The organism is Pseudomonas sp. yb_5 (genome assembly GCF_043103865.1).
Classification (GTDB): domain Bacteria; phylum Pseudomonadota; class Gammaproteobacteria; order Pseudomonadales; family Pseudomonadaceae; genus Aquipseudomonas; species Aquipseudomonas putida_Y.
In genome coordinates, this window is the sequence record NZ_JBICKE010000020.1 from 39,542 (window position 1) to 59,935 (window position 20,394).

The 20,394-nt window shown below is 63.2% G+C and carries 18 protein-coding genes; 14 read left to right on the forward strand and 4 right to left on the reverse strand.

All coding sequences use genetic code 11. The annotated features are described in order from the left end of the window. Window positions 1-15 precede the first annotated feature (15 nt). The 3 genes from ACF8GF_RS02705 to gap all read right to left on the reverse strand — a co-directional run bounded on the left by ACF8GF_RS02705 (window position 16) and on the right by gap (window position 2,823). Complete coding sequence (locus ACF8GF_RS02705; protein ID WP_176683707.1) at window positions 16-978, reverse strand: FecR domain-containing protein; 963 nt, start codon at window positions 976-978, stop codon at window positions 16-18. A gap of 88 nt (window positions 979-1,066) precedes the next feature. Beyond that, window positions 1,067-1,579, reverse strand: a complete 513-nt coding sequence (locus ACF8GF_RS02710; protein ID WP_021781899.1) for an RNA polymerase sigma factor — start codon at window positions 1,577-1,579, stop codon at window positions 1,067-1,069. A gap of 242 nt (window positions 1,580-1,821) precedes the next feature. Then, window positions 1,822-2,823 (reverse strand): type I glyceraldehyde-3-phosphate dehydrogenase, encoded by a 1,002-nt coding sequence (gene gap, locus ACF8GF_RS02715; RefSeq protein WP_176683706.1) that lies wholly within the window; start codon window positions 2,821-2,823, stop codon window positions 1,822-1,824. Between the two features lie 264 nt (window positions 2,824-3,087). Between gap and edd the strand changes: the two genes are divergently transcribed. From edd to ACF8GF_RS02770, 11 genes are all read left to right on the forward strand, one after another. Continuing rightward, on the forward strand, window positions 3,088-4,914 hold the full coding sequence (edd, locus tag ACF8GF_RS02720) for a phosphogluconate dehydratase (RefSeq protein WP_176683705.1): 1,827 nt from the start codon (window positions 3,088-3,090) through the stop codon (window positions 4,912-4,914). Then, window positions 4,911-5,870: a glucokinase gene (locus ACF8GF_RS02725; protein WP_392487597.1), complete on the forward strand. Its 960-nt coding sequence runs from the start codon at window positions 4,911-4,913 to the stop codon at window positions 5,868-5,870. Before edd ends, ACF8GF_RS02725 begins: the two co-directional genes overlap by 4 nt. 78 nt (window positions 5,871-5,948) lie before the next feature. Further along, window positions 5,949-6,674 (forward strand): two-component system response regulator GltR, encoded by a 726-nt coding sequence (gene gltR, locus ACF8GF_RS02730; protein ID WP_392487598.1) that lies wholly within the window; start codon window positions 5,949-5,951, stop codon window positions 6,672-6,674. Further along, the gene (locus ACF8GF_RS02735; RefSeq protein ID WP_176683702.1) at window positions 6,655-8,109 is read left to right on the forward strand and encodes an ATP-binding protein; all 1,455 of its coding nucleotides are present in this window, start codon (window positions 6,655-6,657) and stop codon (window positions 8,107-8,109) included. Before gltR ends, ACF8GF_RS02735 begins: the two co-directional genes overlap by 20 nt. Window positions 8,110-8,336: 227 nt before the next feature. Continuing rightward, window positions 8,337-9,587 carry an AGE family epimerase/isomerase gene (locus ACF8GF_RS02740; RefSeq protein ID WP_392487599.1) on the forward strand — a complete coding sequence of 417 codons (1,251 nt, stop codon included), beginning with the start codon at window positions 8,337-8,339 and terminating at the stop codon, window positions 9,585-9,587. A 104-nt stretch (window positions 9,588-9,691) separates the two neighbouring features. Next, window positions 9,692-10,978, forward strand: a complete 1,287-nt coding sequence (locus ACF8GF_RS02745) for an ABC transporter substrate-binding protein (protein ID WP_176683700.1) — start codon at window positions 9,692-9,694, stop codon at window positions 10,976-10,978. A 133-nt stretch (window positions 10,979-11,111) separates the two neighbouring features. Then, window positions 11,112-12,020, forward strand: coding sequence for a carbohydrate ABC transporter permease (locus ACF8GF_RS02750; protein WP_021781907.1), 909 nt, complete (start codon window positions 11,112-11,114; stop codon window positions 12,018-12,020). Next, window positions 12,013-12,858 (forward strand): carbohydrate ABC transporter permease, encoded by an 846-nt coding sequence (locus ACF8GF_RS02755; protein ID WP_103463204.1) that lies wholly within the window; start codon window positions 12,013-12,015, stop codon window positions 12,856-12,858. The genes ACF8GF_RS02750 and ACF8GF_RS02755 overlap by 8 nt, the downstream gene beginning before the upstream one ends. 3 nt (window positions 12,859-12,861) lie before the next feature. Beyond that, window positions 12,862-14,016: an ABC transporter ATP-binding protein gene (locus ACF8GF_RS02760; protein ID WP_392487600.1), complete on the forward strand. Its 1,155-nt coding sequence runs from the start codon at window positions 12,862-12,864 to the stop codon at window positions 14,014-14,016. A 41-nt stretch (window positions 14,017-14,057) separates the two neighbouring features. After that, window positions 14,058-15,401, forward strand: a complete 1,344-nt coding sequence (locus tag ACF8GF_RS02765; protein WP_176683698.1) for a carbohydrate porin — start codon at window positions 14,058-14,060, stop codon at window positions 15,399-15,401. A gap of 117 nt (window positions 15,402-15,518) precedes the next feature. Further along, a complete protein-coding gene (locus ACF8GF_RS02770) occupies window positions 15,519-16,373 on the forward strand; it encodes a D-hexose-6-phosphate mutarotase (protein ID WP_103463202.1) in 855 nt (284 codons plus the stop codon). Here the strand turns inward: ACF8GF_RS02770 and hexR are convergent. Then, window positions 16,366-17,229 (reverse strand): MurR/RpiR family transcriptional regulator, encoded by an 864-nt coding sequence (hexR, locus tag ACF8GF_RS02775; protein WP_209969915.1) that lies wholly within the window; start codon window positions 17,227-17,229, stop codon window positions 16,366-16,368. The two genes, ACF8GF_RS02770 and hexR, sit on opposite strands and share 8 nt — an antisense overlap. Before the next feature lie 211 nt (window positions 17,230-17,440). Between hexR and zwf the strand changes: the two genes are divergently transcribed. Genes zwf through ACF8GF_RS02790 form a run of 3 tightly spaced genes read left to right on the forward strand, consistent with a single transcriptional unit; the run spans window position 17,441 to window position 20,308 of the window. Then, complete coding sequence (gene zwf, locus ACF8GF_RS02780; protein ID WP_392487601.1) at window positions 17,441-18,910, forward strand: glucose-6-phosphate dehydrogenase; 1,470 nt, start codon at window positions 17,441-17,443, stop codon at window positions 18,908-18,910. Continuing rightward, on the forward strand, window positions 18,897-19,610 hold the full coding sequence (gene pgl / locus ACF8GF_RS02785) for a 6-phosphogluconolactonase (RefSeq protein ID WP_392487602.1): 714 nt from the start codon (window positions 18,897-18,899) through the stop codon (window positions 19,608-19,610). Before zwf ends, pgl begins: the two co-directional genes overlap by 14 nt. A 17-nt stretch (window positions 19,611-19,627) precedes the next feature. Next, the gene (locus tag ACF8GF_RS02790; protein ID WP_003255037.1) at window positions 19,628-20,308 is read left to right on the forward strand and encodes a bifunctional 4-hydroxy-2-oxoglutarate aldolase/2-dehydro-3-deoxy-phosphogluconate aldolase; all 681 of its coding nucleotides are present in this window, start codon (window positions 19,628-19,630) and stop codon (window positions 20,306-20,308) included. The last annotated feature ends 86 nt before the right edge of the window (window positions 20,309-20,394 follow it).

A 20,394-nucleotide genomic window follows, 5' to 3' on the forward strand; every position in this document is an offset into this window, starting at 1 on the left:
AAAATAATTCAGGGGTCAGTTCAGGATGACCAGCGCCGGGTACTCATGCAGTTGTGCCGAGGTGATGTGGGCCAGTGCGCGCAGGGTTTCCAGTGGCTGGTCGAGGCGGTAGTTACCGGTGACGGCGACGTTTTCCAACTGCGCATTGCGGTTGATGATCCAGCCCGGGTAGTACCGCTGTACTTCGGCCAGGACCTGGCTCAACGGGCAGTTCTCGAACACCAGGCGGCCGTCGATCCAGGCCAGGTCCTTGTGCATGTCGGGGCGCTGGCGTTGGCCAAAGCCCTGGGGGCCGACGCTGATGCTGTCGCCGGCACTCAGGCGGATGCGCTGGTCGCGCTCCCCCTGCAGGTCGACATCGCCGCGTTGCACCCGCACCTGGGCCTCGCCGTCAAGGTAGCGCACGGCAAAGTCGGTGTCGCGCACCTGTGCGCGCAAAGGCCCGGCTTTCACTTCCAGCGGCAGATGCGCGCCGTCGGGAACCTGAAAATAAGCCTCGCCCTGCAGCAGGCGGGCGACCTGGCGGCCGTCCTGGCGTTCGCTGGCAAATGCCGAATTGGTGTTGAGCAGCACTTTTGCGCCGTCTTCCAGTTGCAGGCGCTGGCGCTCGCCGACCACGGTCAGGTGGTCCGCTTGCAGGCGCATGGGCAGGTTACCGACGGTGAATAGCCCGACCACCAGCAGCGCTGCGGTGGCCAGGGGTTTCCAGTGGCTGCGCAGGCGCCCGCGCCATGAGCGGCGTTGCTGCTGGTGCATCTGTGTGGCCACCTGATGCAACGGGGTACCGTTCCACAGTGCCTCGGCCTCGACATAGGCCTCGGCGTTTTCTGGCGCAGCGCTCAGCCAGGCTTCAAAGGCCTGGGTGTCTGCGGCATCTGCGCATTGCAGGCGCACCAGCCAGTCCAGCGCCTCGTCCATGGCACGAGCTCGGGCGCTGAGCCGGGCAGGTGACGGGCGAGGGGCAGGGCGGTCGGTCACGGTGAATCCTTGAATGGTTTTTTGCGAATGATCAAGGCTAAGACGGGGTGTGGCAAGGGCTTTGCGTCGCCGTTCGCCTGCGCTCAGCTTACTTGAGTCGGTCGGCAACACCCATGCAGATTGCCATGATCAGTTTCAGTTCCTTTTGTACCGTGCTGGGCGAAACACTCAGTTGTTCGGCGATTTCCAGATAGGTGGCGCCATGCAGGCGGCTGAGGATGAAAATGCGCTGTTGGCGTTCGCTCAGTTGATTGAGGCTGACGCTGAGGTGCTTGAGCAACTGCTCGGCGTGGGCGGCATCCTCACTGCTGGTGGCGGGCGCGGCGACACTGTGCAGCACTTCGTCGGGCACGTCGTCGACCAGCATGCGTGCCTGCACCCGGCGTGCGCGCAGGTGGTCCAGTGCCAGGTTGCGCGCGGTCTGAAACACGAACGGCTCGATATGCTCGATGGGCCGCTCGCCCAGCGCGCGGGACACCCGCAGGTAGGTTTCCTGCAGCAGGTCTTCGGCCGTGCTGGGATTACCGACCATGCGCTGCAGGGTACGCAGCAGGGTTAGGCGCTGCACGAGGAAGACGGAGTTGAACCGGGACTGACTCACGGGGGGACCTGGCCGACGAAAGGTTAATGATAATGCTTATCATCTGTGTCGGAGGTCAAGTGTGGAAGTGTTAGGAAAAGGTAAAGATTGTAGTCTCTGGATGTAGCGCGCTTTTTTGTGGGAGCGGCCTTGCGTCGCGAAAGGACCGCAAAGCGGTCCCAGAGATATCCGCATCAACGCTCAAATCCCGGGGCTGCTTTGTAGCCCTATCGCGACGCAAGGCCGCTCCCACACAGGTCGCGTCAGCCAGCCCGGTGCAGCGCCAGGCAGTTATCCAGCATGCGGTTGCTGAACCCCCACTCGTTGTCATACCAGGCCAGCACCTTGAGCATCCGTCCGTTGGCCCGGGTATGGTTGGCATCGAAGATCGACGACAGCGGGTTGTGGTTGAAATCGCAGGAAACCAATGGCAGGGCGTTATAGCCCAATACCTTGGAATGTTTGCTGGCCTCGAGGAACAGCTGGTTGACCTGCTCCGCCGTGGCTTCGCGCTTGAGGTTGACGGTGAGGTCCACCAGCGACACGTTGATGACGGGCACCCGCACCGCCATGCCGGTCAGCTTGCCGGCCAGCTCCGGCAGCACCAGGCCCACGGCCTCGGCGGCACCGGTCTTGCTCGGGATCATCGACTGGGTGGCTGAACGCGCGCGGTACGGGTCGCTGTGGTACACGTCAGTCAGCACCTGGTCGTTGGTGTAGGCGTGGATGGTGGTCATCAGGCCTTGCTCGATGCCGAACTCCCGGTGCAGCACCTGGGCGATCGGCGCCAGGCAGTTGGTGGTGCAGGAGGCATTGGAAATGACCTGGTGCGAGGCGCGCAGGATGTCGTGGTTGACCCCGTACACCACGGTGGCATCGGCGCCCTTGGCCGGCGCCGAGACAATCACCTTGCCCGCCCCGGCGGCCAGGTGTGCAGCGGCTTTGGCGCGGTCGGTGAACAGCCCGGTGCATTCGAACACCACGTCGATCGCCTCGGCCTTCCAGGGCAGTTCGGCCGGATTGCGAATGGCGCTGACCGCGATGCGGTCACCGTTGACCGTCAGGCTTTCGTGGTCGGCCTCGACGGTTGCGTCAAAGGTGCTGTGGACACTGTCGTACTTGAGCAGGTGGGCATTCATGGTGCTGTCGCCCAGGTCGTTGATGGCGACGACCTGCAGGTCCTGGCGGTAGCCTTGGGTATACAGTGCGCGCAGGACGTTGCGCCCGATTCGGCCGAATCCATTGATGGCGATGCGAAGGGTCATGGCAGTACCTCTGGCAGTCCGAGTGAAACCTGTGGCACAAAGGAGCTTCACTGAAACGGTTTTGTTGTTGGAATTACAAGATTATTCACTGGCTGATAGAAAACAAGCCTTTTTAGTGGCAGTATTTTGTTTAAATATACAACGAGTGGTTGGGCGTCGTGCCTCCACCGATGCAGCGGGCTCCTAAACTTGAGCCTAGGCCGCAATCGTTTGGAGGGGAAATGCCCGGTAAACCGCCCTTACAATTAGCCTGGAGTCCAGTACATGCATCCGCGCATCCTTGAGGTCACCCAGCGGCTGGTCGAACGCAGCCGAGCCACCCGCGAACGCTACCTGCAGCTGATTCGTGGCGCGGCCAGTGAAGGCCCCATGCGTGCCAGCCTGCAGTGCGCCAACTTCGCCCATGGCGTGGCCGGTTGCGGCAGCGAAGACAAGCAGACTCTGCGCCTGATGAACGCGGCCAACGTGGCCATCGTCTCGGCCTACAACGATATGTTGTCTGCCCACCAGCCGTACCTGCATTTCCCTGAGCAGATCAAGCAGGCCCTGCGCGAGGTCGGTTCGGTCGGCCAGTTTGCCGGTGGCGTGCCGGCCATGTGCGACGGTGTGACCCAGGGCGAGCCGGGTATGGAGCTGGCTATCGCCAGCCGTGAAGTGATCGCGATGTCCACGGCGGTAGCGCTGTCGCACAACATGTTCGACGCAGCACTGATGCTGGGCATCTGCGACAAGATCGTCCCCGGCCTGATGATGGGCGCGCTGCGCTTCGGCCACCTGCCGACCATCTTCGTCCCGGGCGGACCGATGGTTTCCGGCATCTCCAACAAGCAGAAGGCCGATGTGCGCCAGCGCTATGCCGAAGGCAAGGCCAGCCGCGAAGAGCTGTTGGAGTCCGAGATGAATTCCTACCACAGCCCCGGCACCTGCACCTTCTACGGCACCGCCAACACCAACCAGTTGGTGATGGAAGTGATGGGGCTGCACCTGCCGGGCGCCTCGTTCGTCAACCCGTACACGCCGCTGCGTGACGCACTCACCGCCGAGGCTGCGCAGCAGGTGACGCGTATGACCAAGGCCAGCGGCAGCTTCATGCCGCTGGGCGAAATCGTCGACGAGAAGGCGCTGGTCAACTCCATCGTCGCGCTGCACGCTACCGGCGGCTCGACCAACCACACCCTGCACATCCCGGCGATCGCCCAGGCTGCGGGTATCCAGCTGACCTGGCAGGACATGGCCGACCTTTCCGAAGTGGTGCCGACCCTGTCGCACGTGTACCCCAACGGCAAGGCCGACATCAACCACTTCCAGGCTGCCGGCGGCATGGCCTTCCTGATTCGTGAGCTGCTCGACGCTGGCCTGCTGCACGAAGATGTCAACACCGTGGCCGGCCATGGCCTGCGCCGCTACACCCAGGAACCCTTCCTCGACGATGGCAAGCTGGTGTGGCGCGAAGGACCGCAACAGAGCCTGGACGAAAGCATCCTGCGCCCGGTGTCGCGGCCATTCTCGGCCGAAGGCGGCCTGCGGGTGATGGAAGGCAACCTGGGCCGTGGCGTGATGAAAGTGTCTGCCGTCGCCCCCGAGCACCAGGTGGTCGAGGCCCCGGCGCGGGTGTTCCAGGACCAGCAGTCGCTGGCCGACGCGTTCAAGGCCGGCGAGCTGGAGCGCGACTTTGTCGCGGTGGTGCGCTTCCAGGGCCCGCGTTGCAATGGCATGCCGGAACTGCACAAGCTCACCCCGTTCCTCGGTGTGCTGCAGGACCGTGGCTTCAAGGTTGCGCTGGTTACCGACGGGCGCATGTCCGGTGCCTCGGGCAAGATCCCCGCGGCCATTCACGTTTGCCCGGAGGCATACGACGGCGGCCCGCTGGCGCGGGTGCGTGATGGTGATATCGTGCGAGTCGACGGTGTCGAAGGCACGTTGCGGATCATGGTGTCGGCTGAAGAACTGGCCAGCCGTGAGCTGCCGCCTGCGCCCCAGGGCAACGACCTGGGGTGTGGGCGCGAGCTGTTCGGCTTCATGCGCATGGCGTTCAGCCCGGCAGAGCAGGGCGCCAGTGCCTTTACTTCGGCCCTGGAGCACCTCAAATGAAGCACCTGCTGGTTGGTGATATTGGCGGCACCAATGCCCGTTTTGCGTTGTGGCGTGACAACCAGCTGCATGAAGTAAATGTTTTCGCCACCGCGGACTACACCAACCCCGAGCAGGCCATCGAGGCTTACATGGAAAGCCAGGGTATCGCCCGTGGCGGCCTGGCGGCGGTGTGCCTGGCGGTGGCCGGCCCGGTCGATGGCGATGAATTCCGCTTCACCAACAATCACTGGCGCCTGAGCCGCACGGCATTTTGCAAGACCTTGCAGGTCGAGCGACTGTTGCTGATCAATGATTTCACCGCGATGGCGCTGGGCATGACCCGTCTGCGCGAAGGGGAGTTCCGCGAGGTGTGCCCCGGCCAGGCCGACCCCTCGAGGCCGGCACTGGTGATCGGCCCAGGTACTGGCCTGGGGGTGGGCTCGTTGCTGCGTCTGGGTGAACAGCGCTGGAAGGCCCTGCCGGGTGAAGGCGGGCATGTTGACCTGCCGGTGGGCAATGCTCGCGAAGCGGCAATCCACCAGCAGATCCACAGTCAGATCGGTCATGTCAGCGCCGAGGCCGTGCTCAGTGGTGGTGGCCTGGTGCGGCTGTACCAGGCGATCTGTGCGCTGGACGGCGACACGCCCAGGCACAAGACTCCGGCGCATATCACCGATGCCGCACTGGGCGGTGAGCCAAGGGCGCTGGCGGTGGTCGAGCAGTTCTGCCGTTTCCTTGGGCGAGTGGCGGGTAACAATGTGCTGACGCTGGGCGCGCGAGGCGGGGTCTATATTGTTGGCGGTGTGATTCCGCGCTTTGCCGAGCTGTTCCTGCGTAGCGGGTTTGCCGCGAGTTTTGCCGACAAGGGGTGTATGAGTGGCTATTTTGCCGGGGTGCCGGTGTGGCTGGTGACGGCGGAGTTTTCCGGGTTGGAGGGGGCCGGTGTAGCGTTGCAGCAGGCGTTGGATCACTGATGGGGCCACTTGGCGGCCCCGATGGCAATACCCGACAGCAGGCAAAAAGACCTGTAATCAACAAGAGGAAGGACCACTTTGAGCACTGCCGGCAAATCGATCCTGATGGTCGACGACGACCAGGAAATCCGTGAACTGCTGCAAACCTACCTGAGCCGCTCCGGCTTCCAGGTGAATGCCGAGGCTGACGGCAAGGGCTTTCGCCGTGCGCTGGAAACCACGCCCTGCGACCTGGTCATTCTTGATGTCATGTTGCCCGACGAAGACGGCTTCAGCTTGTGTCGCTGGGTACGCCAGCACCCACGCCAGGCGCGCGTACCTATCATCATGCTCACCGCCAGCTCCGACGAGGCCGACCGGGTCATCGGACTGGAACTGGGCGCTGACGATTATCTGGGCAAGCCGTTCAGCCCCCGCGAACTGCAAGCACGAATCAAGGCCCTGCTGCGCCGCGCTGAATTCGGCCACGCCGCGCCGGGCAGTGCGGTGCTCGCCTTCGACGATTGGCGCCTGGACACGGTCAGCCACCGCCTGTTCCATCACGACGGTGAAGAGGTGATTCTTTCCGGTGCCGACTTCGCCCTGCTCAAGCTGTTCCTCGACCATCCGCAGCAGATTCTCGACCGCGACACCATCGGCAACGCCACCCGTGGCCGCGAACCGATGCCGCTGGACCGTATCGTCGACATGGCCGTCAGCCGTCTGCGCCAGCGCCTGCGCGATACCGACAAGCCCCCTCGGCTGATCCGTACGGTGCGTGGCAGTGGCTACTTGTTGGCGGCGCATGTCTGCAGTGCTCCCTGAGCGGCGCTGGCGCCTGCTGCCACGCTCCTTGCTGGGGCGCATGCTGCTGCTGACCCTGATGGTGGTGCTGCTGGCCCAGGGCTTGTCGAGCATCATCTGGGTTGCCCAGTTGCGTGCCAGCCAGTTGCAGGGCCTGCGTGCCAGCGCCAGCAGCCTGGCCCATTCGATGAGCGCGAGTGTCAGTTATTTCCGCTCGCTGCCGGTCGCCTATCGGCCCATGGTGCTCGACCAGTTGCGCAGCATGGGTGGCACACGTTTTTTCGTGTCACTCAATGCCAGGCCGCTGGACATGCCGGTACTGCCTGTCACCCCACGCAAGCAGGCAGTGATCGATGTGTTCCAGCAGGTGCTGCACGAGCGCCTGGGTTCGCAGATGGAAGTTTCCGTGGCGTTCGTCGCCCCCGACGACCTGCGTATCTTCAACAGTGGCCTGAAGCTCGACGAGCTGCCCCGCTCCTGGGCGCATTACTCGCTGACCCTGGAGCCACTCAACCCGCCGGTATTGGTGACGCAGATCCGCTTGGGTGAGGGTGAGTGGTTGTACATCGCCTCGCTGCTGCCCGAACCCTATACCAGCCTGGAGGCCGAACGCCTGCCACGGCAGCAGATCGGTTTCATCGTGCTCACCACAACCTTGCTGCTGCTGTTCATCGGCTTGCTGGTGCATTGGCAAAGCTGGCCGCTCAAACGGCTGGCGCGGGCCGCGCGGGAAATGTCGCTGGGCGCCGATGTGGCGCCGTTGGCTGAAGCGGGTGGCAGTGAAGTGGTCGAGGTTAGCCGGGCGTTCAACAGTATGCGAGAGCGAATCAGCCGCTACCTGACCGAACGCAGTCAGCTATTCAGCGCCATTTCCCATGACCTGCGCACGCCGATCACCCGCCTGCGTCTGCGTGTGGAACTGCTGGAGGACGAGCGCCTTCAGGCCAAGTTCAGTCAGGATCTGGATGAGCTGGAGTTGCTGGTCAAAGGCGCCTTGCAGTGCGTAAAGGACACCGACATCCACGAAAACATCGAGCCGGTCGACCTTAATCAGGTGCTGGAGATTCTGGCCGAGCCTTACCTGGGCGATGGTCGCATCACCGTCGAGGGCCAGGCGCTGGCGCCTTACCCGGGCAAGCCGCTGGCATTGCGTCGCTGCATCGGCAACCTGATCGACAACGCCATCAAGTACGGCGAACGGGCGCGGCTGCGCATCATCGACGGGGCAGAGGGCTTTGTGCTGCAGGTGGATGACCAGGGGCCCGGGGTGCCGCAACAGCAGCTGGAACAGGTGTTCGAGCCGCATTTCCGTCTGGCCGGGCAGCAGCAGGGGTATGGGCTGGGGTTGGGCATTGCGCGCAACATCGCCCATAGCCATGGGGGTGAGGTGAGCTTGCTGAACCTGCGCGAGGGCGGGCTGCGGGTGACCCTCTATCTGCCGCGGGGTATGGATTGAGTTTTTGGGGGGCTGTGCGGGCCTCTTCGCGGGCAAGCCCGCTCCCACAGGTACAGCGTAAACTTGGAAGGCTGTGCGGTCTTTGTGGGAGCGGGTTCACCCGCGAAGAGGCCCGTACAGCCACCCGAAATGTCACTGCCCGGTGACAATCCCGCCGTCCTTCGTGACATCCGCCATGACCCCACTGGCTAGAATTCGCAAAAGACTGGCAAGGATCAAGCTGGCCCATGACCCCCCTCAACCTGTCCGTTAACAGTTGGCTCAATGCCCCGGCCCACCACGCCTGGCGCCTGGCCGAAGCACAGCGCCTGCTGGCCTTTGCCAAGGCCGCGAAACTACCCGACGGTTTCGGCAATCTGGATGCCAACGGGCAACTCGCCCCTGGTGCCCGTGCCGAAACCATGAACACCGCCCGCATGACCCATTGCTTCGCCTTGGCCCATCTGCAGGGCATCCCTGGCAGCCTGGCCTATGCCGAGCACGGCGTGGCAGCACTGCGCGGTGCCATGCAGGATGCCGCCCACGGCGGTTGGTTCGCCCACCCCGACGGCCACGACGATAGCGGCAAGGCGGCCTACCTGCATGCCTTCGTCGCTCTGGCCGCCAGCTCAGCAGCGGTGGCGGGCGCTGTCGACGCTAGCACGCTACTGGCAGACGCAACCCAGGTGATCGAAGCGCATTTCTGGAGCGAAGAAGAAGGTGCCCTGCGGGAAACCTTCTCCCGCGCCTGGCAGCTCCCCGAGCCGTACCGGGGCGCCAACAGCAACATGCACGCGACCGAGGCCTTTCTGGCCTTGGCAGATGCCACCGGCAACGGCCTGTGGCTGCAACGCGCCCTGCGCATTGCCGAACGCATCATCCATGGCCATGCTGCCGCCAACAGTTATCGGGTGATCGAACATTTCGATCCCCATTGGCAGCCGCTGCCGGATTACAACCTCGAACACCCGGCCGACCCCTTCCGGCCTTATGGCACTACACCCGGGCATGCGCTGGAGTGGGCGCGGTTGCTGCTGCACCTGGAAGCCAGCCTTGAACGGGCCGGCCTGTACGCCCCGCAATGGTTGCCGGACAGTGCCCGCGCATTGTTCGACACGGCCTGCCAACAGGCTTGGGGCGTCGATGGCGCCCCGGGTTTCGTCTATACGCTGGACTGGGCTGATCGCCCGGTGGTGCATGCACGACTGCACTGGGTGCACGCCGAGGCCTGCGCCGCTGCGGCAGCCCTGTTGCAACGCACCGGCGAGGCGCATTACGAACAGTGGTACCGCTGCTGCTGGGGCTTTATCGCCAATCATTTCATCGACCCCGTCGGCGGCAGCTGGCACCACGAACTCGATGCGCACAATCAACCGGCGGGCACCCTCTGGCCGGGCAAGCCCGACCTCTATCACGCCTACCAGGCGCTGCTGTTGCCAGGTTTGCCCCTGGCACCCAGCCTGGCCAGCAACCTGGGCGGCAATGTAACCAAACGATGACATTCACGCATCGCTTCGTTACCTGACGAGGCGAGCGCGCTGTTTAGACTTCATGCAACGCAAGCGATCGACTTGCATGGCATAACAACAAGAAAGGTGCCTCGATGAATTCCACGCTCCGTTTCGCTGCCGCAATTTCTTTTGCCTCCTTGATCCCCCTGGGTGCCCAGGCTGCTGATGCCAAAGGCAGCGTCGAAGTGGTGCACTGGTGGACCTCCGGTGGTGAAAAAGCGGCGGTCGATGTGCTCAAGGCCCAGGTCGAAAAAGACGGCTTCATCTGGAAGGACGGCGCCGTCGCCGGTGGCGGTGGTGCCACGGCCATGACCGTGCTGAAGAGCCGCGCCGTCGCAGGCAATCCGCCCGGTGTCGCGCAGATCAAAGGCCCCGACATCCAGGACTGGGCGGCCACCGGCTTGCTCGACACTGATGTGCTCAAGGATGTGGCCAAGGACGAAAAGTGGGACTCGCTGCTCGACAAGAAAGTCGCCGACACCGTGAAGTACGACGGTGACTACGTTGCCGTACCGGTGAACATCCACCGCATCAACTGGCTGTGGATCAACCCCGAAGTGTTCAAGAAGGCCGGCATCGACAAGGCGCCCGCCACCCTCGACGAATTCTACGCCGCCGCCGACAAGCTCAAGGCTGCCGGTTTCATCCCGCTCGCCCATGGTGGCCAACCCTGGCAGGACAGCACCGTGTTCGAAAGCGTGGTGCTGTCGGTGATGGGCGTCGATGGCTACAAGAAGGCCTTGGTCGACCTCGACAACACGGCCCTGACCGGCCCGGACATGGTCAAGGCGCTGACCGAGCTGAAAAAGGTCGCCACCTACATGGACCCCGATGGCAAGGGCCAGGACTGGAACCTGGAAGCCGCCAAGGTCATCAACGGCAAGGCCGGCATGCAGATCATGGGCGACTGGGCCAAGAGCGAATGGACCCTGGCGAAGAAAACCGCCGGCAAGGATTACCAGTGCGTGCCGTTCCCCGGCACCGACAAGGCCTTCCTGTACAACATCGACTCGCTGGTGGTGTTCAAGCAGAACAACGCTGGCACCTCTGCTGGCCAGCAGGACATTGCCCGCAAGGTGCTGGGTGAGGATTTCCAGAAGGTCTTCAGCACCAACAAGGGGTCGATCCCGGTACGCAACGACATGCTTGCCGACATGGGCAAGTATGGTTTCGATGCCTGTGCTCAAACCTCCGCCAAGGACTTCCTGGCCGACGCCAAAACGGGCGGCCTGCAACCGAGCATGGCGCACAACATGGCCACCACGCTGGCTGTGCAGGGCGCGTTCTTCGATGTGGTGACCAACTACATCAACGACCCCAAGGCCGACCCGGCCGATGCGGCGAAGAAGCTGGCGGCGGCTATCAAGGCTGCCCAGTAACGGCTGTTCGCGGGCACGCCCGCTCCCACATGGGCCCTGCTCACCACTGTTCCTGGTCATGACGCCGGACCTGTGGGAGCGGGCTTGCCCGCGAAGCGGTGCGTAGCACCGCCACTACCTCGGGATTCAATACATGAGCACAACCACAGCCCAACTGCGGGCCTCACCCCTGGACGCGCTTCAGCGCTGGCTGCCCAAGCTGGTGCTGGCACCCAGCATGTTCATCGTGCTGGTGGGCTTCTACGGCTACATCCTCTGGACCTTCGTGCTGTCCTTCACCACCTCGACCTTTCTGCCCACCTACAAGTGGGCGGGCCTTGCGCAATACGCCCGTCTGTTCGACAACGACCGCTGGTGGGTGGCGAGCAAGAACCTGCTTCTGTTCGGCGGCCTGTTCATTGCCATCAGCCTGGCCATCGGTGTGTTGCTGGCGGTGCTGCTGGACCAGCGCATCCGCCGTGAGGGCTTCATTCGCACCATTTACCTGTACCCCATGGCGTTGTCGATGATCGTCACCGGCACCGCGTGGAAATGGCTGCTCAACCCCGGCATGGGCCTGGACAAGCTGTTGCGTGACTGGGGCTGGGAGGGCTTTCGCCTGGACTGGCTGATCGACCCTGACCGGGTCGTGTACTGCCTGGTGATCGCCGCCGTGTGGCAGGCCTCGGGCTTTATCATGGCCATGTTCCTCGCCGGCCTGCGCGGCGTTGACCAATCGATCATCCGCGCCGCACAGATCGACGGTGCCAGCTTGCCGCGCATCTACTGGACCGTGGTGCTGCCCAGCCTGCGCCCAGTGTTCTTCAGCGCGCTGATGATCCTTTCGCACATTGCCATCAAGAGCTTCGACCTGGTGGCGGCAATGACGGCCGGCGGCCCGGGTTACTCCTCCGACCTGCCAGCAATGTTCATGTATTCGTTCACCTTCAGCCGCGGCCAGATGGGCATAGGCTCGGCCAGCGCCATCCTCATGCTCGGGGCGATCCTGGCGATCCTCGTGCCTTACCTGTACTCGGAGCTGCGGAGCAAACGCCATGCATAGTCCTGTCGACAAGCCGGTGCTCAGCTTCAGCCGTATGGCCATCCATGCCGTGTTGCTGATCGCCGTGCTGCTGTATCTGGTGCCGCTGGTGGTGATGCTGCTGACCAGCTTCAAGACCCCCGAAGACATCAGCACCGGCAACCTGCTGAGCTGGCCTGCGGTGATTACCGGCATAGGCTGGGCCAAGGCCTGGGCAGCGGTCAGCGGTTACTTCTGGAACTCGATCATGATCACCGTGCCAGCGGTGCTGATCTCCACAGCTATTGGTGCACTGAACGGCTATGTGCTGTCGATGTGGCGCTTTCGGGGTTCGCAACTGTTCTTCGGCCTGCTGCTGTTCGGCTGCTTCCTGCCGTTCCAGACCGTGCTGCTGCCGGCCTCGTTCACCCTCGGCAAGCTTGGCCTGGCCAGCACCACCAGCGGCCTGGTGCTGGTGCATGTGGTCTACGGCCTGGCCTTCACCACGCTGTTCTTCCGCAACTTCTACGTGAGCATCCCCGACGCGCTGGTCAAAGCCGCACGGTTGGACGGTGCCGGGTTCTTCACCATTTTCCGCCGCATCATCCTGCCGATGTCCACGCCGATCATCATGGTCTGCCTGATCTGGCAGTTCACCCAGATCTGGAACGACTTCCTGTTCGGCGTGGTGTTCTCCAGCGGCGATTCGCAACCGATCACCGTAGCCCTGAACAATCTGGTCAATACCAGCACCGGGGCCAAGGAATACAACGTCGACATGGCGGCAGCGATGATCGCTGGCCTGCCAACCCTGCTGGTCTACGTGGTGGCAGGCAAATATTTCGTGCGCGGGCTGACGGCCGGCGCGGTCAAGGGGTAAGCCATGGCAACGCTCGAACTTCGCAATGTGAACAAAACCTACGGCAGCGGCCTGCCGGACACCCTCAAGGACATCCAGCTGTCGATCAAGGATGGCGAGTTCCTGATCCTGGTGGGGCCGTCGGGCTGCGGCAAGTCGACCCTGATGAACTGTATCGCCGGCCTGGAGCAGATCACCGGCGGCGCCATCCTCATCGACGAGCAGGACGTCAGTGGCATGAGCCCCAAGGACCGCGATATCGCCATGGTGTTCCAGTCCTATGCGCTGTACCCCACCATGAGCGTGCGCGAGAACATCGAGTTCGGCCTGAAGATCCGCAAGCTGCCCCAGGCTGCCATCGACGAGGAAGTGGCGCGGGTGGCCAAGTTGCTGCAGATCGAACACTTGCTGGCGCGCAAGCCGGCGCAGCTGTCCGGCGGCCAGCAGCAGCGCGTGGCCATGGGCCGGGCGCTGGCGCGGCGACCCAAGATCTACCTGTTCGATGAACCCCTGTCCAACCTCGATGCCAAGCTGCGGGTCGAAATGCGCACCGAAATGAAGTTGATGCACCAGCGCCTGAAAACCACCACGGTGTATGTCACCCATGACCAGATCGAGGCCATGACCCTGGGCGACAAGGTGGCGGTGATGAAGGACGGCATCATCCAGCAGTTCGGCACCCCGCAGCAGATCTACAACGACCCGGCCAACCAGTTCGTGGCCAGCTTCATCGGTTCGCCGCCGATGAACTTCATTCCGGTGCGTCTGGCCAGGCACGATGGCCGCTTGCTGGCGATGCTCGACAGCGGCCAGGCACGCTGCGAGCTGCCTTTGGGGCTGGCTGCTGACGAGCTGGAGGGGCGCGAGATCATCCTCGGCATCCGCCCTGAGCAGATCGCCCTGGGCGCTGCTGACGGTAATGGTTTGCCGGGTATCCGCGCCGAGGTGCAGGTCACAGAGCCCACTGGGCCGGACCTGCTGGTGTTCGTCACGCTCAACCAGACAAAAGTGTGCTGCCGCCTTGCGCCGGATGTGGTGTGCAGGGTGGGTGACACCCTCAACCTGCAATTCGACCCGGCCCGGGTGCTGCTGTTCGACGCCGACAATGGCGAGCGCCTGCACCTGGCCAGCACTGGCGTAACTGCAAAGGACAACGTGGCTCACTTCAAAGGCCGTTGACTCGTCTACACCATCAATAAGAAAAAAGAGGACGCAAAGGGATGGAACAGCGCAAACGCATCAAGACACTGGGATCGTTGGCCTTGCTTGCACTTGTAGGCAGCAGCGGTACACAGGCTGCCGAGGCTTTTTCCAGCGAATCAAAATGGATGACCGGCGACTGGGGCGGCACCCGGACCGAGCTGCTGGACAAGGGCTATGACTTCACCCTCGATTATGTGGGCGAGGTGGCTGGCAACCTGCATGGCGGCTACAACGACGACAAGACCGCACGCTACAGCGACCAGTTCGCCCTCGGCGCGCATCTGGACTTGCAGAAGATACTGGGCTGGCATGATGCCGAGTTCAAGCTGGCAATCACCGAGCGAAGCGGTCGCAACCTGTCCAACGACCGCATCAGCGACCCGCGCGCCGGGCAGTTCAGCTCGGTGCAGGAGGTGTGGGGCCGTGGCCAGACCTGGCGCCTGACCCAGATGTGGATCAAGCAGAAGTACTTCGACGGCGCACTGGACGTGAAATTTGGCCGCTTTGGCGAGGGCGAGGACTTCAACAGCTTCCCTTGCGACTTCCAGAACCTGGCTTTCTGCGGCTCGCAGGTGGGCAACTGGGTGGGCGGTATCTGGTACAACTGGCCGGTCAGCCAGTGGGCGCTGCGGGTGAAATACAACATCACCCCGGCGTTCTTCGTACAGGTCGGGGCCTTCGAGCAGAACCCTTCCAACCTGGAAACCGGCAACGGCTTCAAGCTCAGCGGCAGTGGCACCAAGGGTGCGATCTTGCCGGTGGAAGCGGTGTGGTCGCCCAAGGTCAATGGCCTGCCGGGCGAGTACCGCCTGGGTTACTACTACAGCACGGCCAAGGCTGACGATGTGTTCGACGACGTCAACGGCAACCCGCAGGCGCTGACAGGTGAAGCCTTCAAGTCGCACTCCAGCAAGCACGGATGGTGGGTGGTGGCGCAGCAGCAGGTCACCGCCCACGGCGGCGACGTCAACCGTGGCCTCAGCCTGTTCGCCAACTTCACCGTGCATGACAAGGCCACCAACGTGGTCGACAACTACCAGCAGGTGGGGTTGGTCTACAAAGGCGCTTTCGACGCTCGGCCCAAGGATGACATCGGCTTCGGTGTGGCGCGTATTCATGTGAATGACGACGTGAAGAAGCGCGCCGAGTTGCTCAACGGCCAGAGCGGCATCAACGATTACGACAACCCTGGTTTCGTGCCGCTGCAGCGCACCGAGTACAACGCAGAGCTCTACTACGGCTTCCACGTTACCAACTGGCTGACCGTGAGGCCCAACTTGCAGTACATCAAGAGCCCGGGCGGGGTGGACGAGGTGGATAACGCGCTGGTCGCTGGCTTGAAGATTCAGTCGTCATTCTGAGGGCACTTGTTGTAAATTTACGCCAATCCATTTTCGGTTCCCGGCACCCACTGGTCTGCAGTGGGTGTCGGGGATAGGCCGAGACAGCGCTATCTCGAACAACAAGAGCTCTGAACCATGCCCGAACATCCGCTCCATCGCTTCTTTTCCTCGCAGCGGCCACGGCCGACATTCGAATGGGAGCGTTACCAGCAGCGCGATGTGCTGATCATCGATCATCCCCGTTGCCAGGCGGTGTTCAGCCGCCAGGGCGCGCAGTTGCTGCACTTTCAACCGGCGGGTGAACGGCCGTGGCTGTGGTGCGCCGAACAGTGGCCGCAGGTGGGGGCGATCCGCGGTGGCGTACCGGTGTGCTGGCCCTGGTATGGCTGTCACCCCAGCGAAGACCTGTGGCCGGACCACGGCTGGGCGCGGCTGCTGGACTGGAAACTGGTGGACAGCCGTGAGGACGAGGAGGGCGTGACCCTGAAATGGCGGCTGGACCTGTGCGACTGGCAGGTCGACTTGCACGCCCGGCTAGGTAGCCGCATGGAGCTGAGCCTGAGCACCGAACATCAGGATAGCGAACCCTGCCAGTTGAGCCATGCGCTGCTGGCGTACTGGCGCATCAGTGACGTGTCCGAGATAGCGCTGTCTGGGCTGGAAGACATTGAAGGCTACGACCGCCTCAACCGCCAGGCTTGCCGTGAAGATGGCGCGCTGAAGCTCAAGGGCGGCTGCCAGAAGGTCTACCCCGGTACGCCACGGGTGCAATTGCAGGACCCGGCCTGGCAGCGCGAGCTGTGCATCGACACCGGTGACAGCGACGACACCGTGGTCTGGCACCCTGGCAATCGCCCGCTGATGGGGGTGACTGGCCGCGAGTCGCAGCGTTTTGTCTGCGTCGAGGCGACCAGCGGCAGTGGCGAAGGCCTGAGCCTGGCGCCTGGGCAGCGTGCGCACCTGCGTTTGCAGGCGCACCGGCTCAATTGAGTTCGTCGTCCTCGATCGGGTAGCGGCTGGCGTTGAGGCTTTCCTTGATCTTGCGCAGGTGGGGCTGGAAGTCCACGCCGCGGCGCAGGGTCATGCCGGTGGCCAGCACATCGAGCACGGTCAGCTGGATGATCCGCGAGGTCATCGGCATGTAGATGTCGGTATCTTCCGGCAGCGGGATGTGCAGGCTCAGGCTGCAGGCATTGGCCAGTGGCGAGCCTGCGGCGGTCAGGCCCAGCACCGAAGCGCCGTTTTCACGCGCCACGCGCGCCACTTCGACCAGTTCGCGGGTGCGCCCGGTGTAGGAAATGATCACGAACAGATCGCCGGTGTGGGCGACCGAGGCCAGCATGCGCTGCATCAGTACATCGGCGTGGGCCGACACGGCCAGGTTGAAGCGGAAGAACTTGTGCTGCGCATCCAGGGCCACCGGGGCCGAGGCTCCGAGGCCGAAGAAGTGAATCTGCCGGGCCTGGATCATCATGTCCACGGCGCGGCTGACCTGCTGCGGGTCCAGTTGCTGGCAGGCGCTGTCAAGCGAGGCGATGGCGCTGGCGAAGATTTTCTGGGTGTAGGCGGCCGGGTCATCGTCGGCCTCCACCGCGCGGCTGACATAGGCGGCACCACTGGCCAGGCTCTGCGCCAGTTGCAGTTTGAGCTCGGGGTAGCCGCTGACGCCGAACGAGCGGCAGAAGCGGTTGACGGTCGGTTCGCTGACCTTGGCCGCCTGGGCCAGCGCAGCGATGCTGAAACGGGTGGCTTGTTGCGGGTTGAGCAGGATGACTTCGGCGACTTTGCGTTCGGCCTTGTTCAGCTCGTCGAGGCGGCCCTGGATCTGTTCCAGGAGGTTTCGCACGCGGTCCATGGGTGTGTCCTTGGGTCGGGAAGACAGCCGGCTGTGGGAGCAGCAGGCTTTTTGCACGGTCGTCTATCGTACTGTCGGTGCGGTTGGCGTACCACTTGTCTGTAACACTTGTGTGTAATGTTGTGGTTTTTACTACATTATCCCTTGAAAACCGTGTGTGAAAGCGGTATTCCTAGACCAACTTTAGGAAAGAACCAACATCATGGCTGCAATCAGTGTCGAACCTTGCACCTTTGCCCTGTTTGGCGCCCTCGGCGACCTGGCATTGCGCAAGCTGTTTCCTGCGCTCTACCAGCTCGACCGGGCCAACCTGTTGCACCCGGACACCCGCCTGCTGGCCCTGGCCCGCGAGGCCGGCAGTGCGCAGGAGCACCTGGACAGCATCGAAGCCCACCTGCGCCGGCACGTGCCCGAGGCAGATATCGAGCCTGCCGCGCTGGGTCGCTTCCTCGCCCGCCTGAAGTACCAGCACCTGGACTTCCTGCAGCCCGAGGGCTATCAGGCCCTTGCCGAGCAACTGCCGGGCGAGCTGCCGCTGATCGCCTACTTCGCCACGGCGGCGGCGGTGTATGGGGCCATCTGCGAAAACCTCGACAAGGTCGGGCTGGCTGCGCGCACCCGGGTAGTGCTCGAGAAACCTATTGGCCACGACCTGGAGTCGTCGCGCCGGGTCAACGATGCCGTGGCGCGGTTCTTCCCAGAAAGCCGGGTCTACCGCATCGACCACTACCTGGGCAAAGAGACGGTGCAGAACCTGATTGCCCTGCGCTTCGCCAATAGTCTGTTCGAAACCCAGTGGAACCAGAATTCCATCTCCCATGTGGAGATTACCGTCGCGGAAAAGGTTGGTATCGAGGGCCGCTGGGGTTATTTCGACAAGGCCGGCCAGTTGCGCGACATGATCCAGAACCACCTGCTGCAGTTGCTGTGCCTGATCGCCATGGACCCGCCCAGCGAACTGTCTGCCGATGCCATCCGTGACGAGAAGGTGAAAGTGCTCAAGGCCCTGGCACCGATCACCGGCGACGGCCTGAGCACCAGTGTGGTGCGCGGTCAGTACATTGCCGGCTACAGCGAAGGCAAGCCGGTGCCTGGTTACCTGGAAGAAGACAACGCCAACGCCCAGAGCGACACCGAAACCTTCGTCGCCCTGCGCGCCGACATCCGTAACTGGCGCTGGTCGGGCGTGCCGTTCTACCTGCGAACCGGCAAGCGCATGCCGCAAAAACTGTCGCAGATCGTCATTCACTTCAAGGAAACGCCGCACTACATCTTCGCCCCGGAACAGCGTTTGCAGATCGGTAACAAGCTGATCATCCGCCTGCAACCGGACGAAGGCATTTCTTTACGGGTGATGACCAAGGAGCAGGGCCTGGACAAGGGCATGCAACTGCGCAGTGGCCCATTGCAGCTGAATTTTTCCGATGCCTGGCGCAGTGCAAGAATTCCGGATGCCTACGAGCGGCTGTTGCTCGAAGTGATGCGTGGCAACCAGAACCTGTTCGTGCGCAAGGACGAAATCGAGTATGCCTGGAAGTGGTGCGACCAGTTGATCGCCGGTTGGCGTAATGCGGGCGACGCGCCCAAGCCATACGCGGCGGGCTCCTGGGGGCCGATGAGCTCGATTGCACTGATCACACGCGATGGGAGGGCGTGGTATGGGGATATCTGAATTGAAACTGCCAGCGGCCGTGAAGGCTCATGAACTGGCGGATGCCAAGGCACTGTCCGTGACCTTGGCTCATGATGTGGCTGAGCGCCTGCGTGCTGCGATTGCCGCCAAGGGGCAGGCCTGTGTGGTGTTGTCTGGCGGTCGCAGCCCGGTGCCGTTCCTGGAGAAGCTGGCCAGCGAGCGCCTGGACTGGGCCAAGGTCATCGTCAGCCTGGCTGATGAGCGCTGGGTGCCGGTGGAGCACGCCGACAGCAATGCCGGCCTGCTGGCCCGCCACCTGTTGAAGGGCGAAGCGGCCAAGGCCCGCTTCGTTGGCCTGTACCAGCAGGCGGAGAACCTTGATGCCGCTGCGCTCAAGGCTGATCAGGCCTTGGCCGAGCTACCGCCGATCGACGTGCTGGTGCTGGGCATGGGCGACGATGGCCATACCGCCTCGCTGTTCCCCGCCAGTCCCAACCTGGAAGCAGGCCTGGACTCGGCCGGCCCACGCCGCTGCCTGCCGTTGCTGGCGCCGAGCGTGCCGCACCAGCGCCTGTCGATGACCCGTTCGCTGTTGGCCAGTGCTGCCTTCATCGCGCTGTCTGTGCAAGGCCAGAGCAAACTCGCTACCCTGCGCGCCGCGCTGGCGGGCAACGACCTTACTGAAATGCCGATTCGCGCTTTTCTTCACGACCCCCTGGACATCTACTGGTGCCCATGAGCCAAGGATCCACAGTCATGACCACCCTTGAACGCCCACAGCCCAAGCTCTCGATGGCTGATAAAGCCGCGCGGATCGACGCCATTTGCAAAAAGGCGCGCATCCTGCCGGTAATCACCATTGCTCGTGAGGAAGACATCCTGCCGCTGGCTGATGCCCTGGCCGCTGGCGGCATCCGTACCCTGGAAGTGACCCTGCGCTCCCAGCATGGCCTCAAGGCCATTCAGGTGCTGCGTGAGCAGCGCCCGGAGCTGTGTGTGGGCGCCGGTACCGTGCTCGACCGCAGCATGTTCGCAGCGGTTGAAGCTGCGGGCGCGCAGTTCGTCGTTACTCCAGGCATTACCCAGGACATTCTCGAAGCGGGCGTGGACAGTGAAATTCCGCTGTTGCCGGGCATCAGTACGCCGTCCGAAATCATGATGGGCTATGCCCTGGGTTACCGCCGGTTCAAGTTGTTCCCGGCGGAGATCAGTGGCGGCGTAGCGGCGATCAAGGCCTTTGGCGGCCCATTCGGCGATATTCGTTTTTGTCCCACCGGCGGTGTAAACCCGGCCAACGTGCGCAACTACATGGCACTGCCAAACGTGATGTGCGTCGGGGGGACCTGGATGCTCGACAGCAGCTGGATCAAGAACGGTGACTGGGCGCGGATCGAAGCGTGCAGTGCCGAGGCGATGGCGCTGCTGGACGCCAACTGAATCAGTTGTGTGCTTTACGGCTTGTGGGGCGCTTGGTCGGCGCCCCTTTTTTTTGCCTGGGATATTTGCATTGGTTGTGCTGGCCT

What these genes read in the sequence shown, in the direction of transcription:
- zwf (WP_392487601.1), top strand. Translation starts at nt 17,441, where the DNA reads ATGGCTGCAATCAGTGTCGAACCTTGCACCTTTGCCCTGTTTGGCGCC.
- ACF8GF_RS02745 (WP_176683700.1), top strand. Translation starts at nt 9,692, where the DNA reads ATGAATTCCACGCTCCGTTTCGCTGCCGCAATTTCTTTTGCCTCCTTG.
- pgl (WP_392487602.1), top strand. Translation starts at nt 18,897, where the DNA reads ATGGGGATATCTGAATTGAAACTGCCAGCGGCCGTGAAGGCTCATGAA.
- ACF8GF_RS02760 (WP_392487600.1), top strand. Translation starts at nt 12,862, where the DNA reads ATGGCAACGCTCGAACTTCGCAATGTGAACAAAACCTACGGCAGCGGC.
- ACF8GF_RS02790 (WP_003255037.1), top strand. Translation starts at nt 19,628, where the DNA reads ATGACCACCCTTGAACGCCCACAGCCCAAGCTCTCGATGGCTGATAAA.
- ACF8GF_RS02735 (WP_176683702.1), top strand. Translation starts at nt 6,655, where the DNA reads ATGTCTGCAGTGCTCCCTGAGCGGCGCTGGCGCCTGCTGCCACGCTCC.
- ACF8GF_RS02755 (WP_103463204.1), top strand. Translation starts at nt 12,013, where the DNA reads ATGCATAGTCCTGTCGACAAGCCGGTGCTCAGCTTCAGCCGTATGGCC.
- ACF8GF_RS02725 (WP_392487597.1), top strand. Translation starts at nt 4,911, where the DNA reads ATGAAGCACCTGCTGGTTGGTGATATTGGCGGCACCAATGCCCGTTTT.
- gap (WP_176683706.1), bottom strand. Translation starts at nt 2,823, where the DNA reads ATGACCCTTCGCATCGCCATCAATGGATTCGGCCGAATCGGGCGCAAC.
- edd (WP_176683705.1), top strand. Translation starts at nt 3,088, where the DNA reads ATGCATCCGCGCATCCTTGAGGTCACCCAGCGGCTGGTCGAACGCAGC.
- ACF8GF_RS02740 (WP_392487599.1), top strand. Translation starts at nt 8,337, where the DNA reads ATGACCCCCCTCAACCTGTCCGTTAACAGTTGGCTCAATGCCCCGGCC.
- ACF8GF_RS02765 (WP_176683698.1), top strand. Translation starts at nt 14,058, where the DNA reads ATGGAACAGCGCAAACGCATCAAGACACTGGGATCGTTGGCCTTGCTT.
- ACF8GF_RS02750 (WP_021781907.1), top strand. Translation starts at nt 11,112, where the DNA reads ATGAGCACAACCACAGCCCAACTGCGGGCCTCACCCCTGGACGCGCTT.
- ACF8GF_RS02770 (WP_103463202.1), top strand. Translation starts at nt 15,519, where the DNA reads ATGCCCGAACATCCGCTCCATCGCTTCTTTTCCTCGCAGCGGCCACGG.